General features: G+C 65.9%; 12 protein-coding genes. 7 read left to right on the top strand and 5 right to left on the bottom strand.

Translation table 11 applies throughout. The features are described from left to right. Positions 1 to 70 precede the first annotated feature (70 nt). Positions 71 to 526, top strand: coding sequence for a tRNA adenosine(34) deaminase TadA (gene tadA / locus GGR90_RS15485; RefSeq protein WP_167922296.1), 456 nt, complete (start codon positions 71 to 73; stop codon positions 524 to 526). Between the two features lie 186 nt (positions 527 to 712). Here tadA and GGR90_RS15490 read toward each other — a convergent pair whose 3' ends face one another. Further along, the gene (locus GGR90_RS15490; protein ID WP_167922297.1) at positions 713 to 1,417 is read right to left on the bottom strand and encodes an NAD-dependent deacylase; all 705 of its coding nucleotides are present in this window, start codon (positions 1,415 to 1,417) and stop codon (positions 713 to 715) included. Positions 1,418 to 1,543: 126 nt separating this feature from the next. On the opposite strand from GGR90_RS15490, the gene dapB reads away from it, so the two are divergent. The 3 genes from dapB to GGR90_RS15505 all read left to right on the top strand — a co-directional run bounded on the left by dapB (position 1,544) and on the right by GGR90_RS15505 (position 4,464). Beyond that, a complete protein-coding gene (gene dapB / locus GGR90_RS15495; RefSeq protein WP_167922298.1) occupies positions 1,544 to 2,278 on the top strand; it encodes a 4-hydroxy-tetrahydrodipicolinate reductase in 735 nt (244 codons plus the stop codon). Beyond that, the gene (gene nth, locus GGR90_RS15500; protein WP_167922299.1) at positions 2,275 to 2,931 is read left to right on the top strand and encodes an endonuclease III; all 657 of its coding nucleotides are present in this window, start codon (positions 2,275 to 2,277) and stop codon (positions 2,929 to 2,931) included. The genes dapB and nth overlap by 4 nt, the downstream gene beginning before the upstream one ends. A 159-nt stretch (positions 2,932 to 3,090) precedes the next feature. Next, positions 3,091 to 4,464 carry a M20/M25/M40 family metallo-hydrolase gene (locus GGR90_RS15505; protein ID WP_167922300.1) on the top strand — a complete coding sequence of 458 codons (1,374 nt, stop codon included), beginning with the start codon at positions 3,091 to 3,093 and terminating at the stop codon, positions 4,462 to 4,464. Between the two features lie 111 nt (positions 4,465 to 4,575). On the opposite strand, the gene GGR90_RS15510 is transcribed toward GGR90_RS15505, so the two are convergent. Then, positions 4,576 to 5,172: a TetR family transcriptional regulator C-terminal domain-containing protein gene (locus tag GGR90_RS15510; protein WP_245198720.1), complete on the bottom strand. Its 597-nt coding sequence runs from the start codon at positions 5,170 to 5,172 to the stop codon at positions 4,576 to 4,578. Positions 5,173 to 5,205: 33 nt separating this feature from the next. Between GGR90_RS15510 and GGR90_RS15515 the strand changes: the two genes are divergently transcribed. From GGR90_RS15515 to GGR90_RS15525, 3 genes are all read left to right on the top strand, one after another. Beyond that, on the top strand, positions 5,206 to 6,387 hold the full coding sequence (locus tag GGR90_RS15515; protein WP_167922302.1) for an aromatic ring-hydroxylating oxygenase subunit alpha: 1,182 nt from the start codon (positions 5,206 to 5,208) through the stop codon (positions 6,385 to 6,387). 99 nt (positions 6,388 to 6,486) lie between these two features. Beyond that, the gene (locus GGR90_RS15520; RefSeq protein WP_167922303.1) at positions 6,487 to 7,707 is read left to right on the top strand and encodes an FAD-dependent oxidoreductase; all 1,221 of its coding nucleotides are present in this window, start codon (positions 6,487 to 6,489) and stop codon (positions 7,705 to 7,707) included. After that, positions 7,704 to 9,308 (top strand): phytoene desaturase family protein, encoded by a 1,605-nt coding sequence (locus GGR90_RS15525; protein ID WP_167922304.1) that lies wholly within the window; start codon positions 7,704 to 7,706, stop codon positions 9,306 to 9,308. The genes GGR90_RS15520 and GGR90_RS15525 overlap by 4 nt, the downstream gene beginning before the upstream one ends. Here GGR90_RS15525 and GGR90_RS15530 read toward each other — a convergent pair. From GGR90_RS15530 to GGR90_RS15540, 3 genes are all read right to left on the bottom strand, one after another. Further along, on the bottom strand, positions 9,270 to 10,526 hold the full coding sequence (locus GGR90_RS15530; protein WP_167922576.1) for an amino acid permease: 1,257 nt from the start codon (positions 10,524 to 10,526) through the stop codon (positions 9,270 to 9,272). The genes GGR90_RS15525 and GGR90_RS15530 overlap by 39 nt on opposite strands. A gap of 58 nt (positions 10,527 to 10,584) precedes the next feature. Beyond that, positions 10,585 to 13,011, bottom strand: a complete 2,427-nt coding sequence (locus tag GGR90_RS15535) for a TonB-dependent receptor (RefSeq protein WP_167922305.1) — start codon at positions 13,009 to 13,011, stop codon at positions 10,585 to 10,587. Positions 13,012 to 13,152: 141 nt separating this feature from the next. Then, positions 13,153 to 14,994 carry a tetratricopeptide repeat-containing sulfotransferase family protein gene (locus GGR90_RS15540; protein ID WP_167922306.1) on the bottom strand — a complete coding sequence of 614 codons (1,842 nt, stop codon included), beginning with the start codon at positions 14,992 to 14,994 and terminating at the stop codon, positions 13,153 to 13,155. Between the last annotated feature and the right edge of the window lie 7 nt (positions 14,995 to 15,001).

A 15,001-nucleotide genomic window follows, 5' to 3' on the forward strand; every position in this document is an offset into this window, starting at 1 on the left:
CCGGAGTGAGCCGGGAAAGGCGCGCGCTTATCGGCTTGCCGGAGATTCGTCAAGCGAATAGGGCGCTTTTATGCCCTCGTTTCCGCTCCCCGAACCGATGCGCCGCGCGCTCGATCTCGCCCGCATCGCCGCCGAATGGGGCGAAGTGCCCGTCGGCGCGGTGATCGTCAAGGACGGTGCCGTCATCGCCGAGGGCCACAACCGCCCGCGAGAATCGCATGATCCGACCGCACACGCCGAAATCGTCGCGATTCGCATGGCGGCGGCGAAGCTCGGCAACGAACGCCTCGACGGCTGCGACCTCTATGTGACGCTCGAACCCTGCGCGATGTGCGCGGGCGCGATCGCCCACGCGCGAATCGCGCGCCTCTATTACGGTGCCGATGATCCAAAGGGCGGCGCGGTCGTCCACGGCCCCCGCACCTTCGCGCAGCCGACGATCCACCACCGGCCGGAGATTTACGACGGGATCGGCGAAGCGGAGGCGGCGGCGCTGCTCAGGGATTTCTTCGCCGCGCGGCGTTGATCAGATCTCACATAAAGACACAAAGAGAGCATCTTGTCCCCCGTTCGCCCTGAGCTTGTCGAAGGGCTGTTCTTTCTTTTGAGGCCCAAGGAGAACGGTGCTTCGACAAGCTCAGCACGAACGGTGTTGGGAGCAATGACCTCTTTGTGTCTTTGTGTGAGAAAAATTTGAGGAAACTGCGCTCGGCTATTGTTCCAACACCTCTTCCACCCACGCCGGCACCAGCGCCGTCGCCGGCCCGTGCCGCGCCTCGTCGAACCAGTAGCTCCCCTGGCTCGGCTCCATATTGAGCTCAAGCGTCCTCGCCCCCGCCGCGCGCGCCTCGCGCACGAACCCCGCGGCGGGATAAACCGCGCCCGACGTCCCGATCGACACGAACAGGTCGGCGCGATTGAGCGCATGGTAAATCTCGTCCATCCGGTACGGCATCTCGCCAAACCAGACGATGTCGGGGCGAAGATGCCCGGCCACGCCGCACGCGCTGCACGCGGGGCGATCCAGCAGCGGCCCCGTCCACAGGCTGCGCACGTCGCATCCGGTGCACCAGGCATTGAGATGCTCGCCGTGCATGTGGAGCAGCCGCTTCGCCCCCGCACGCTCGTGCAGATCGTCGACATTCTGCGTGATGATCAGCAGTTCGCCTGGCCATTCGGCGTCGAGCCGCGCCAGCGCGCGGTGCGCCGCATTGGGCTCCTTGGTCTGGATCGCCTCGCGCCGCATGTCGTAAAAGCGCAGCACCAGGTCGGGATCGCGCGCAAAGGCCTCGGGGGTCGCGACATCCTCGACGCGGTGCTGTTCCCACAGGCCGCCGGCGTCGCGAAACGTGTCGATGCCGCTTTCGGCGGACACGCCCGCGCCGGTCAGGATGACGATATTCTGGATAGGGCTCATGCGCCCTCTCTATCCGCTCGTGTCGAGCGAAGTCGAGACACCCACCGAAATGGCGTGAGGCGAGGGGCATCTCGACTTCGCTCGATGCGAACGGCTAAGGGGGGAGCGAAGGATAGGGGACGCACCATGACCAGCATCGGCATTATCGGCAGCGAAGGGCGGATGGGCGTCGCGCTCGCCGCCGCGATCTCCGAGGCGGGACAGCGCAGCTGCGGCGTCGATCGCGGCGGCAATATCGTCCGGCTCGCAAGCGAAAGCGACGTGCTCGTCGATTTCTCCTCGCCCGCCGCGCTCGAAGCGACGCTCGACGCATGCGTCGCGGCAAAGAAGCCGATCGTTATCGGCACGACGGGGCTTGAGGAGCGCCACCATTATCTGATCGACGATGCCGCGCAGGATATTGCGGTGCTCCAGACCGGCAACACCTCGCTCGGTGTCACTTTGCTCGCACATCTGGTGCGCGAGGCGGCGGCGCGGCTCGATCCCGAATATGATATCGAGATCGTCGAGATGCACCACAGGAACAAGGTCGACGCGCCCAGCGGCACCGCGCTGCTGCTCGGGCAGGCGGCGGCCGAAGGGCGGCGCATCGACCTCGCCAAATGTTCGGAACGCGGCCGCGACGGCGTCACCGGCGTGCGCGGTCACGGCAAGATCGGCTTCGCGAGCCTGCGCGGCGGCACCGTCGCGGGCGACCATGACGTGATCTTCGCGGGCCCCGAGGAGATGATCACGCTTTCCCATCGCGCCGAAAACCGCATGATCTTCGCGCGCGGCGCGGTCCGCGCGGCGCTGTGGCTGATGAACCAGAAGCCCGATCGCTACACGATGCCGCAGGTGCTGGGGCTGTCCGAAAGGTGAAGAAAGCCGATATTTTCGAATTCTACCGCCGCCTCGCCGAGCTCAACCCCAGCCCCGAGACCGAGCTGGAGTTCGGCAACACCTATCAACTGCTCGTCGCGGTCGTGCTCTCGGCGCAGGCGACCGACGTCGGGGTGAACAAGGCGACGCGGCGGCTGTTTCAGGAGGTGAAGACACCCCGGCAAATGGTCGATCTCGGCGAAGATGGTCTCAAACAGCACATCAAGACGATCGGGCTGTTCAATGCGAAGGCGAAGAATGTCATCGGCCTCAGCGAAATCCTCGTCCGCGACTTCGGCGGCGAAGTCCCCGCCGACCGCGACACGCTCGTCGAGCTTCCCGGCGTCGGGCGCAAGACCGCCAATGTCGTGATGAACTGCGCCTTCGGGGCGGAGACTTTCGCGGTCGACACGCATATTTTCCGCGTCGGCAACCGCACCGGCCTCGCGCCGGGCAAGACGGTGCTCGCGGTCGAAAAAAAGCTCGACAAGGAAACCCCGGCGCCCTTCCGCGTCGGCGCGCACCACTGGCTGATCCTCCACGGCCGCTACATCTGCAAGGCGCGCACCCCCGAATGCTGGCGCTGCCCGGTGATCGACCTCTGCCGCTACAAGCCGAAAACGCCGCCGCCGAAGGGGTGGAAGGCGGCCTAGCCTTGTGCTCCTGCGAAGGCAGGGGCCCATCTTCCGGCCGTGAGTTGCTGAACCGATGGGCGCTGAGTTCGGACGGTCGATGATGGGCCCCTGCCTTCGCAGGGGCACAGCAAATTCTGATGCTTGCGCAACCTAGCGGACTCGCCATAGTCGGTTGCCATGCGCAACCTTACCGCTCCGCTCGCCCTCGCCGCCGCCCTGCTCGCCGCCGCGCCCGTCCACGCCAAGCCCGCCGATCCCGACGTGGCGAAGAAGATTCTCAAGGACAGCGTCGCGATCCCGACCGTCGAGGGCCGTGGCAAGGTGCCCGAACTCGCGGCCTATTATGCGGGGGTGCTCAAGGCGGCGGGCTATGCCGACAGCGACATCGAAATCACCCCGATGGGGGAGACCGCGACCTTCGCCGCGACGCTCGCCGGCACGACGAAGCAAAAGCCGATCGTGCTGCTCGGCCATATGGACGTCGTCGAGGCCGACCCCAAGGACTGGACGCGCGACCCCTTCGTGCCGGTCGAGGAGAATGGCTATATTTTCGGGCGCGGGTCGGAGGACAACAAGTTTGACATCGCGATGATGGTCGCGACGATGGCGCAGCTGAAACAGGACGGCTTCAAGCCGAAGCGGTCGATCATCCTGCTTTTGTCGGGCGACGAGGAAACCTCGATGACGACGACGCGCGCGCTTGCCGCCAAATATAAGAATGCCGAATTTGCATTGAACGGCGATGGTGGCGGCGGGCTGATCGCCGAGGACGGCAAGCCGCAATATTACGGGCTGCAGGCGGGCGAAAAGACCTATGCCGACTTCACGCTCGAAGTCACCAATCCCGGCGGCCACAGCTCGCGTCCTTCGGACGTCAATGCGATCGTCCAGCTCGCGAATGCGCTCGCCAAGGTCGGCGCCTATCGCTTCGCGCCGCAGCAGAATGAGCTGACCAAGGTCGGCATGCCGATCGTCGCCGATCAGGTCGGCGGCGAGATCGGCGCGGCATTGAAGGCCTTCGCCGCCAACCCCGCCGACGCGGCGGCCATCGCGAAGATCCGCGCCGAGCCCGAATATGTCGGCCAGATCGGCACCACTTGCGTGCCGACGCTGGTCAAGGGCGGCCATGCCGAAAATGCGCTGCCCCAGCGCGCCACCGCGAACATCAACTGCCGCATTTTTCCGGGTGTCGCGGTCGAAGCGGTTCGCGCCGAGCTCGAAAAGATCATCGCCGACCCCGCGGTCAAGGTGAACACCGATCCCGACGCCAGCGCCAGCGACGCCTCGCCGCTGCGCCCCGACGTCATGGCGGCGGTGACGAAGGCGGTGCACGCCCGCGCGCCCGGCCTGCCGATCATCCCGTCGATGAGTGCGGGCGCGACCGATAGCTATCATTTCCGCGCGCAAGGCGTGCCGAGCTACGGCGTCGCGGGGCTCTTCTCGAAAGCGAGCGACAGCTTCGCCCACGGCCTCAACGAGCGCGTCCCCGTCGCCGCGATCGCCCCCGCGCTCGCGCATTGGGATAGCCTGCTGCGCGATTTGTCGAAATGATCGCGTGTCCCTGCGAAGGCAGGGGCCCATCACCCGAGATGGCGTCCTAAACAGCCGCTTTGCGAAAGGACGCATCGGCCGATGATGGGCCCCTGCCTTCGCAGGGGCCGGCTAGCGAGGCAGCAATGCCGCGACCGCCCGCTCGACCATCTCGACCGCCGCCTCGGCGCCAAAGCTCGCCGCGTCGAGCGACAATTCGAGCCACAGCCCGTCGACCATCGCGGTCAGCATGATCGCGAGCCGTTCGGCATCGCGCGCACCGCACGCTCGCAGCAATTCGCAAAGCCGGGCGCGATAGCCCGCGTAACTTGTCGCATGGATCGCCGACATGCGCGTATCGCTGCGCGCGAGCGCCCAGAAGGCGGTCCACGCGCCGAGCAGTTCGGGGTCGGTCACCGGCGGGCGGAAGCTGGCGGTGAGGTAGGCGGTCAGCCGCGCACGCGGGTCGCTGCCTGCGCTTTCGACCGCGTCGGCGAAAATCGCGTCCATCCGGTCGCTCGTCGCCTGATAGGTCGCGGCGACCAGATCGCCGATACCGCTGAAATAATGACGCAAAAGGCCGGGCGACACCCCCGCTTTCGCACAGATCGCACGGACGTTCGTCCCCACCAGCCCATGTTCGGCGAGCACCGCAGCGGTCGCCTCGATCAGGTCCGCCCGGCGGGCACCGGCGCTTTCGCGCGTAAAGGCTTGGCGAGCGGCGGTCATATTGTTATACATATGTATAATAAGGAACGATACATGGCAACTGCGCCCCTTCGCGATTCGAATATCGACCCGCTCGACGGTTGGTCGCTGCCCGCCTGGACCTATAGCGACCCAGATTTCCATGCGGTGGAAATGAAACGGATTTTCCGCCCGAGCTGGCAGGTCGTGTGCCACGACAGCGACATTCCGAACGTCGGCGACTGGCACAGCATCGATTATTGCGGCGAGAGCGTCATCGTCGTGCGCGGCGCCGACCGCATCGTCCGCGCCTTCACCAACGTCTGCCGCCACCGCGGCTCGCGCCTCGTCGATGGCGCGGCGGGTTGCGCGAAAAAGCTCGTTTGCCCCTATCACGCGTGGACCTATGAACTTGATGGCCGCTTGGCGGGCGTCCCCGATTCGGCGAGCTATCCGACGCTCGACAAGGGCAAGGCGGGGCTCGTCCCCGTCGGGCTGGAGCAATGGCGCGGCTTCTGGTTCGTGCGGCTCGCCGACGATGGCGGCCCTTCGGTCGCCGCCATGATGGCGCCCTATGAAGCGCAGATCGCGCCCTATCGCTTCGAGGAGCTCGGCGCGCTCGGCCGCGTCACGCTCCGTCCGCGCGAGGTGAACTGGAAGAATGTCGGCGACAATTATTCGGACGGCCTCCACATCCCCGTCGCGCACCCCGGCCTCACCCGCCTGTTCGGCAAAAGCTATGGTGTCGAGGCCGAGGATAATGTCGACCGCATGTGGGGCGATCTGATCGACCGGCCGTCGGCGAACTGGTCCGAACGCATGTACCAGCGGCTGCTGCCGCCGGTCCCGCACTTGCCGCAAGCGAACCAGCGCCACTGGCTCTATTTCAAGCTGTGGCCCAATGTCGCCTTCGACATCTATCCCGACCAGATCGACTTCATGCAGTGGCTGCCGACCGGGCCGACGACGTGCCTGATCCGCGAGATCAGCTATGTCCTCCCCGATGCCTATTCCCAGGAGCAGCGCCGCGAGATGAAGGCGGCGCGCTACCTCAACTGGCGCATCAACCGCCAGGTCAACGCCGAGGACACCGAACTGATCACGCGCGTGCAGTTGGGCATGGCGTCGAAGAGCTTCACCATGGGGCCGCTCAGCGACAAGGAAGTGTGCCTCAAGCATTTCTGTTCGCGGATGCGCGAGATCATTCCCGAGGCGCGGCTGGAGAGGGCGCCGGCCGCAGGGTGGAGCAGGGCATGACAATAATATCCCCGTTCGCATCGAGCGAAGTCGAGATGCCCATCGGTGGCGCGCGCCTTCGGGGTGTCTCGACTTCGCTCGACACGAACGGAGGTTAGCGTGGCAGATTCCCCACCAGTCATCATCGTCGGCGGCGGTCCCGCCGGTATGGTCGCGGGCCTGTTGCTCGCGCGCGCCGGTGTGCCCGTCACCGTCCTCGAAAAACACGCCGATTTCCTCCGCGACTTTCGCGGCGACACCGTGCACCCCTCGACGCTCGAGCTGTTCAACGAGATCGGATTGCTCGATGAATTGCTGAAGGAACCGCACGCCGCGATCGACACGATGACGCTCAATCTTCTGGGGGGCCAATATACGATCGCGACGATGAAGCATCTGCCCGTCGCGGCCCGCTTCGTCGCGATGATGCCGCAATGGGACCTGCTCGATTTCATCGCCGGGCAGGGCAGGCGTTACCCGACCTTCGACCTCCGCATGTCGACCGAGGCGACCGGGCTGACCTATAACGCCGCCGGGCGCGTCAGCGGCGTGACGCTGGCGGGCGGCGAGACCTTGTCCGCCCGACTCGTCATCGCCGCCGACGGGCGCCGTTCGGTGCTGCGCGACGCCGCCGAACTGCCGCTTGAGGATCTGGGTGCGCCGATGGACGTGCTGTGGTTCCGCGTGCCGGTGCCCGCGGGCATGGATATGTCGGAGGTCGCACTCGGCACGATCGACCGGCGCGGCATGGTCGTCGCGATCCCGCGCGGCGATTATTGGCAATGCGCGCAGGTGATCGAAAAGGGCGGCTTCGCGGCGATCGAGGCAAAGGGCATTGCCGCCTTCCGCGACAATATAGTCGGCCTCGTCCCCGGCCTTGGCGCCGGGATCGATGCGATCGCCAGCTTTGACGACGTGAAATTGCTTACGGTCGCGCTCGACCGGCTGACGCGCTGGTCGCGCCCCGGCCTGCTCGCGATCGGCGACGCCGCGCACGCGATGTCACCCGTCGGCGGCGTCGGGATCAACCTCGCGGTGCAGGATGCGGTCGCGGCCGCGAACATTCTCGCCGCGCCGCTCGCCGCCGGCGCCGATCCCGACCCGTTGCTGACGAAGGTGCAGGAGCGCCGCTGGAAACCCACCACGCGGATGCAGGCGCTCCAGCGTTTCGCGCATCGGAATATCATCGAACCGATGCTGCGCGGTGAAATCACGCGCGTCCCGCTCGCGGTCCGCCTGCTCGACCGCATTCCGCTGCTTCGCCGTATCCCGGGCCGCATCCTCGGCCTCGGCTTCGGACGCCAGCATGTCCAATCCCCGCTCGCGAAAGAATTTCCATGACCAAAGCCTATGACGCGCTGATCATCGGCGCTGGCCACAACGGCCTCGTCTGCGCCTTCTATCTCGCCCAGGCGGGGCTGAAGGTCCGCATCGTCGAGGCGCGCGACGTCGTCGGCGGCGCCGCGGTGACCGAGGAATTCGCGCCGGGGTTCCGCAATTCGGTCGCGAGCTACACCGTCAGCCTGCTCCAGCCGAAGGTGATCGCCGACATGAAGCTCGCGGACCATGGCTATCGCGTCATCGAACGCCCGATCAGCAACTTCCTGCCGCAGGAGGATGGAACCTATCTGAAGCTCGGCGGCGGGCTCGAACGCACGCAGGCCGAATTCCGCAAATTCTCGGTCCGCGATGCCGAGATGCTGCCGCAATATTATGACGCGCTCGAAAATGTCGCCGAACTGCTCCGCGACCTCGCGCTCCGCGTCCCGCCCAATGTCGGCGAAGGGCTGCGGACGCTGCTCGACGGCGCGCGGCAGGGGCGGCGCTTCGCAGGGCTCAGCCTCGAACAGCAGCGCGACGTGCTCGACCTGTTCACGAAATCGGCGCGCACGATGCTGGGCAGCTGGTTCGAAAGCGAGGCGGTCAAGGCCGCCTTCGGCTTCGACGCGGTGGTCGGCAATTACGCCAGCCCCGACACGCCGGGCAGCGCCTATGTCCTCCTCCACCACGTCTTCGGCGAGGTGAATGGCAAGAAGGGTGCATGGGGCCACAGCGTCGGCGGCATGGGCAAGATCACCGAGATCATGGCGAAGGTCTGCCGCGACATGGGTGTCGAGATCAGCCTCGAAAGCCCGGTCGACAAGGTCCTCGTCGACGGCGGCAAGGCGGTCGGGGTCAAGCTCGTGGGCGGCGAAGAGATCGCCGCAGCGCGCGTGATCGCCAACGTCGGACCGAAATTGCTCTACGAACGGATGATCGACGCGGCCGACTTGCCACAGGACTTCCAGCGCCGGATCAGGGGCTTCAAGGCGGGCAGCGGCACCTTCCGTATGAATGTCGCGCTGTCCGAGCTGCCGAAGTTCACCTGCCTTCCCGAACCCGGCGAGCACCACCAGTCGGGGATCATTCTCGCGCCGACGCTCGACTATATGGACCGCGCCTTCCTCGACGCGAAGCAGTTCGGCTGGTCGAAGGCGCCGATCGTCGAGATGCTGATCCCCTCGACCGTCGACGACAGCCTTGCGCCTCCGGGTTGCCACGTCGCCAGCCTTTTCTGCCAGCAGTTCGCGCCTGAATTGCCGGGCGGCCGCGACTGGGATGACGAGGAAGAAGCCGCGGCCGACTGCATCATCGATACGGTCGAAAAACACGCCCCGGGTTTCCGCGCCAGCATCATCGCCCAGACGCGCCTGTCGCCCAAGGGGCTCGAACGCAAATTCGGCCTCGTCGGCGGCGACATCATGCACGGAAATATGAGCCTCGATCAGCTATGGGCCGCGCGCCCCGTGCTCGGCAACGGCGGCTATCGCGGGCCGGTGAAGAGCCTCTATATGTGCGGCGCGGGCACGCATCCGGGCGGCGGCGTCACCGGCGCGCCGGGGCATAATGCGGCGCAGGTCATCCTACGCGACCGGGGTTTCTTCGCGCCGCGCTGGCGCTGACCATCGCGTCCAGATGTAGAGCGGCAGCCCCGCGACCATCAGGATCAGGCTCATCGCGCTGACCCCGATCCCGGCGCCCCACAGCGTCCATATCGCATAGGCGAGCCCCGCGAGCGCCACCGGGATCGCGACGCGCAAGCGCAGCGCCGCCGCGGCGCAGGCGAGGTAGAGCCACAAGGTCACCGAGGTCGAGAGGATCGCCATGAAGGTGAACATCTCGCTGGTCGACTTGCTGTTGTTCAGGATGACGCAGCCGGTCGCGATCGCGCTCGATACGAGCAGCGCCGCGGCGGGGGTGCCGTGGCGGTTCGTCTTCGCGAACCAGGCGGGAAGCAGCCCCTGTTCGGCAAGGCGCGCGGGTTGTTCGGCCTGGATTAGCGTCCAGCCGTTGAGCGCGCCGAGCGCGCTCACCGCGGCAAAGGCGGCGATCCACACCGCTGGGCCGTGCCCCCAATAGGTTTCGGCGAACAGCGCGAAGGGCGCTTCCGACGTCGCGACCGCCGCGGCAGGGAGCATCAGCGCGATCGCCGAACAGACGATCAGGTAGAGGACGCCGGTCGCGAGGGTGCCGATGATCGTCGCGCGCGGGATGGTGACCGTGGGGTTTGCCACCTTGTCGGCGGCGACGCTCGCCGATTCGAAACCGAGCAGCGCCCATAAAGTCAGGATCGCCGAGCCGCTGACCGCTGTGAGCGACAGGCCTTCGGCGGGGAAGGGGGTGATCGCCACGGGCTCGCCGCGTCCGAAAGCAATGGGGATCAGCACGACGATGGTGACGAGCGGGATCAGCTTGATCGCGAGCGTGACGATCTGGAAGCGCCCCGCCGCGCGCGCGCCCTGCCAGTTGATCGCGGTGACGAGCCAGATGAGCGCGATCGTCGAGATTGCCATATGATCGCCGAGCGCCGGCGCGAAGAGGCTGAGGAAGCTGACCGCCGCGACGGCAAGCGTCACATTGGCGGTCCACACCGACACCCAATAGGCCCAGCCGATCATAAAGCTGGGAACGCGCCCGAAGGCGCGCTCGACGAAGCCCGTCGGCCCGCTTGCGGCAGGAAAGGCGACGGTCAACCGGGCGATGACGAAAGCGAGCGCGAGCGCCCCCGCGATCGTGATCGCCCACCCGGCGACGCCGTTCCAGCCGAAGGGCGCGAGGCTGGCGGGGAGCAGGAACACCCCCGACCCGATCATATTGCCCATGACGAGCGCGATGCACATCGTAAGGCCGAGCTTGCGGCCCGGCCTTTCGCTGCCGGTCGAAAGTTCGGTCACCCGGTCAGAATTCCTTGCTGACCTTGATCCCGATCAGGCGCGGGCGAACCACCGTGTCGTAAAAGACGCCGCCATTGTCGGTCAGCCCGTCGGGGTCGCCGCAGGTGGTTTCGAGACACTGGACGCCGGCGTTGATGACGCCGTTGCTGTCGAACAGGTTCGTTGCGAAGAGCTCGGCCTTCCAGCTCTCGCCCTTCACCCCGACGCTGACGTCGGCGGTCGTATAGGCGTCGAACATGCCTTTGATGCCGTTTTCGAGCGTGCGAACGTCGCTGCGTCTCTTGCCGATATGGTTGACCGCGAACTGGACATGCGCGCCGAGATCGCCGACCGGAAATTCGTAGCGCGCGACGATATTGCCCTTGAACTTTGGCGTGATGGGCAGGCCGGCGCCCTTCGGCGCGAGCAACGCATTGTCGGCGCCGTCGGCACCCGGCAGCGTGCAGTCGAAGGCGTCATTGGCGATCGCACAGAAATCGCGGCGGATTTCGGCGTCGTTATAGCTCATCCCCGCGTTGATCGAGAAACCATTCTGCCGGTAACCGAGGTCGAGTTCGATCCCGCGAATCCGCGCGACGCCCGCATTGCGGATTTCGCTAAGGCCATTGAGCCCGAGGAACGACAGCTGGATGTCGTTCCAGTCCTGCTGGTAGATCGCGCCGTTGAAACGCACCGGACCCCAGCTCGTCTTCCACCCGAATTCATAATTGTCGAGCGTGTCCGACCCATAGGGCGGCAGCGAACCGCGCCGGTTGATGCCGCCGGGACGGAAACCGCGCGACCAGGTCGCATAGACGAGCGCATCGTCGCTGAACTTGTAGGTCAGGTTCAGCTTGTGGATGAAGTCGGTCTTTTTCGTCCTTTTGTCGAGATTGGTGCAGGGCGACCCGTCGACCACCGCCGGCGCCTGGCACGCATAGACCGGATTGCCGCTGAAACCGGGATTGTTGTAGCCGAAGAAGCCGACGAGGCTGTTGTCATATTTATACACGCGGCCGCCGCCGGTCAGCGTCAGCCGGTCGGTAATGTCGAAGCTGATCTCGCCGAACGCGGCATAGTCGCGGTCGACGCGGATCTGCTTGGTCAGCCAGATATTGTCGACCGTGCCCGGGACCTCGAGATCGTCGGACAGGCCGTCGATAATATAATGCTGCTCGATATTATGCTTCTGCCGCTGCCAGAAGACGCCACCGATGAAACGGATGCGCGCGTCGGCGGGCGACGCGACGCGGGCTTCGAAGAAATTGCGCCGGTAGCGGTCGATGCCCTCGATATACTGGTTCGGGCTGATCTGGTCGCCGGCATTGTCGTAAAGATAGACCGCCGATCCATAGAGCGCGTCATAGAAATAGGCATAGTCCGAATAATCGCTTTCGACATCGGTCTTGCGGCGCAAATGCCCGCCGGTGACGGTCAGGTCCCAATTGCCCAGCTTGCCCTCGATCGTCAGCGCCGCCTGCAGCCATTTATCCTTCGACGATTCGGGGTTGTATTGGACCGTCTGGAGCTTGCCGGTGACCGCGTTCGATCGTTCCTGCGCATAGCTGCCGTTGGTTTTCTGGATCTGGCCCATGATCGTCGGGCGCAACGTCCAGTCGTCGTCGAGATCGATGCCGAGCGCGAGGCGCGCGCCATAGGTGTCGGCGTCGTTGTAATTCTTCTCGGCCAGCCCCGCATTGGTCTGGACGATGTCGTCGCCGGGCAGGTCGACGAGGTCGTCGCCGACATAGCGTTTGATCGGATAGGTGCGGCTGCCCGCGATATTGTCGATATAGCCGGCGTCATGGCGATACCAGCCGACGAGGCGCAGCGCCGCGCGCTCGCCGAGCGGGGCGTTGATGAAGCCTTCGACGACGCCGCCGAAATCGCCGTGCGCGACATTGTTGAGCTCGACCCCGACTTCGCCATAGGTGCCGCTGGTGTCGGGCCGGTTGGTGACGAGCTTGATCGTGCCCGCCATCGAACTCGCGCCGTAAAGCGTGCCCTGCGGCCCGGCGAGCGCCTCGACGCGCGCGAGGTCATAGGCATGGATGTCGAGCGCGCCCTGAATCGTCGTGATCGGCATTTCGTCGAGGTAAGTGCCGACCGTCGGCAGCGACGCCGAATGATTGGCATTCTCGCCCGACGCGACGCCGCGGAAATAGACCTGGCTGAACCCGGGCGCGGCGGTCTGGATCGTTACCGACGGCAGGAATTTGACGAGGTCCTGGAATTCCTTGACCTGCAGTTCGTCGAGCCGTTCGGTGCCGATCGCGGTGATCGCGAGCGGCACGTCCTGCAAATTCTGTTCGCGCTTCGACGCGGTGACCACGATGTCGCGGTCGTCGTTGGTGTTGGTTTGCTGTGCGAGCGCGGTCCCCGACGAGCACAGGATCGTGCTGCCGAGCAGAAAAGCGCCGCTGGTCGTGAATACTGTCGATAGCTTCCGCATGAGATCCCCCTCAAATGACAGTCATGTGACGGAGAATGACGCAGCACGGCGCAAGCGCAAGCATTGTTGCGCGGCGCGGCGGTCGTTGGTCGAAAATGTCGCGGGCTGTTGCCGAAAGGCAACGTTTTGTCGCGGGATCGCTTAACGGAAATCGGCGGGCACGGCCGGGTAGGCGGTGAGCACGGGTCCCAATGCGTCTTTCAGCGGGTCGAGCCATTTTTCATAGGGTTGCCATTGCCCGACGCCGTCGCGGTTGATCGGGCGGCGCACCTGCTCGCTCGATGCGGTGCGCACGGCGCGCGCATTGGCGTGGAAGCTCAGGCAAGCCTCCTCGAACGGCTGGTCCAGAAAGGCGAGCATCGCGCGGACTTCGGCCTCGGGGTCGTCGAGCAAGGTTTCGTGGATCACGCGATGGACGCGGCCGGGCTGGACTGCATCGATATGCGCCATCAACCGCACATAGTCGCGGTAATAGGCACCGACATCGCCAAGGCCGTAGCTGAACGCCTGCCCCCTGGCGAAATGCTGGCGGAAGTTGGAAAAGCAGCAGTCGAGCGGATGGCGCCGTGCGTCGATGATCTTCGCGTTAGGCAGGATCAGCCGGATGAAGGCGGTGTAGAGCCAATTGTTCGGCAGCTTGTCGATATAGAAGGGCTTGTCCGTCTTGCGCTGCACCGCGGTGCGTTCGAGGAAGGCGGCGCCAAGGTCGGCAAGCGGCGCTTCGGCCAGCGCCTCGATCCAGCGGCGGCCGTCCTGCTTCGTCTCGCGGCCGAGCCCGAGGGCGAGCGCCGGAATGTCGGGCAGCTCCATCGTGCCCTCGATCGCCGAATGGCAGCTAAGAATCTGTTCGATCAGCGTCGATCCCGCGCGCGGCATGCCGAGGATGAAGAGGGGGTCGGGCGCCGGATTGCCAGCGCCCGCGCGCGCCGCGAAGAATTCGGGGGTGCAGGCGGCGATGATCGCGTCGACCGCCGCGCTGGTTTCGGCGGCGCGATAGCCGAGCTGGTCCGATCGAATGGCGTTGCCCGCGGCATAGTGGCGGAACGCCGGTCCATGCTCGCCGGCATCGTCATAGGCCTTGCCGAGCGCGAAATGCAGGTGGAGCCGGTCGTCGGCGCGCGCATCGCTGTCGGGTTCGGCGGCAACAAGTGCTGTCTGCGTCCTTGTCGGGTCAGCGGCGGCAAGCGCCGCTTCCATGGCCGCGCGCTCTTCCGCTCCGAAGCGGATCGTCTTGAGGTTCGCGAGGCTCCACCAGATTTCGCCGAGCCCCGGATCGGCGGCGAGTGCGTGGCGATAGGCGGCGATGCCGTCGTCCTGCCGTCCGACCGTCTTCAGCATATGACCGTAGCTCATCCACAGCTTGGCATGATCGGGGAAACGGCGGGTCAATTCCGCATAGAGCGCCAGCGCCTCGTCATAGCCGCCGATGCGGCCAAGCGCAGCGGCGCGGAGGTTTGCGTGCGCCGGATTGTCGGGATCGTCGCCGAGCACGGCTTCGAGGGTTTCGGCCGCCTTGGCAAAGCGGTTCTGCTTGTAATGGACCGTGGCGAGATTGGCGCGCGCCGCGCCGAAGCCGGGCGCGAGCTGCAGGGCGCGCGACAGCAGTTTTTCGGCGTCCTCATAACGCCCGAGCCGCCCCGCGACTTCGGCGAGCATGCGGATCGCCGCGACGTCGGTCGCATCCTCGCGCAGCCGCCCGCGCAGCGCGCCCTCGGCATCGGGGAGGCGGTTTTCGGCCAGCGCGAGCGCCGCGGCGACCATCGCCTCGTCGTGCACCGCTGCCGAAACTGCGGCGAGCGAAGCCGCCTCTGCCTCTTCCTCACGACCCAGCGCGCGCAGCGCCTGCGCGGCAAGCCGGTGCGCCGCCGATGATGTCGGCACTTCGTCGATGATCGCCCGCGCCTGCGCCAGCGCCGCGTCGGGCTGGCCGTTCAGAAGCTGGCGGGCGTTGGCGAGCGCCTGGTCGAGCGTGACGGTCGCCAAATCCGTC

The sequence above is a fragment of the Sphingopyxis italica genome, assembly GCF_011926545.1.
Lineage (GTDB): Bacteria > Pseudomonadota > Alphaproteobacteria > Sphingomonadales > Sphingomonadaceae > Sphingopyxis > Sphingopyxis italica.

Excerpts from the sequence above, each read along its gene's own strand:
- GGR90_RS15505 (WP_167922300.1), top strand. The coding sequence starts at position 3,091 with ATGCGCAACCTTACCGCTCCGCTCGCCCTCGCCGCCGCCCTGCTCGCC.
- dapB (WP_167922298.1), top strand. The coding sequence starts at position 1,544 with ATGACCAGCATCGGCATTATCGGCAGCGAAGGGCGGATGGGCGTCGCG.
- GGR90_RS15490 (WP_167922297.1), bottom strand. The coding sequence starts at position 1,417 with ATGAGCCCTATCCAGAATATCGTCATCCTGACCGGCGCGGGCGTGTCC.
- tadA (WP_167922296.1), top strand. The coding sequence starts at position 71 with ATGCCCTCGTTTCCGCTCCCCGAACCGATGCGCCGCGCGCTCGATCTC.
- GGR90_RS15530 (WP_167922576.1), bottom strand. The coding sequence starts at position 10,526 with ATGTGCATCGCGCTCGTCATGGGCAATATGATCGGGTCGGGGGTGTTC.
- GGR90_RS15535 (WP_167922305.1), bottom strand. The coding sequence starts at position 13,011 with ATGCGGAAGCTATCGACAGTATTCACGACCAGCGGCGCTTTTCTGCTC.
- GGR90_RS15515 (WP_167922302.1), top strand. The coding sequence starts at position 5,206 with ATGGCAACTGCGCCCCTTCGCGATTCGAATATCGACCCGCTCGACGGT.
- GGR90_RS15510 (WP_245198720.1), bottom strand. The coding sequence starts at position 5,172 with ATGACCGCCGCTCGCCAAGCCTTTACGCGCGAAAGCGCCGGTGCCCGC.
- GGR90_RS15525 (WP_167922304.1), top strand. The coding sequence starts at position 7,704 with ATGACCAAAGCCTATGACGCGCTGATCATCGGCGCTGGCCACAACGGC.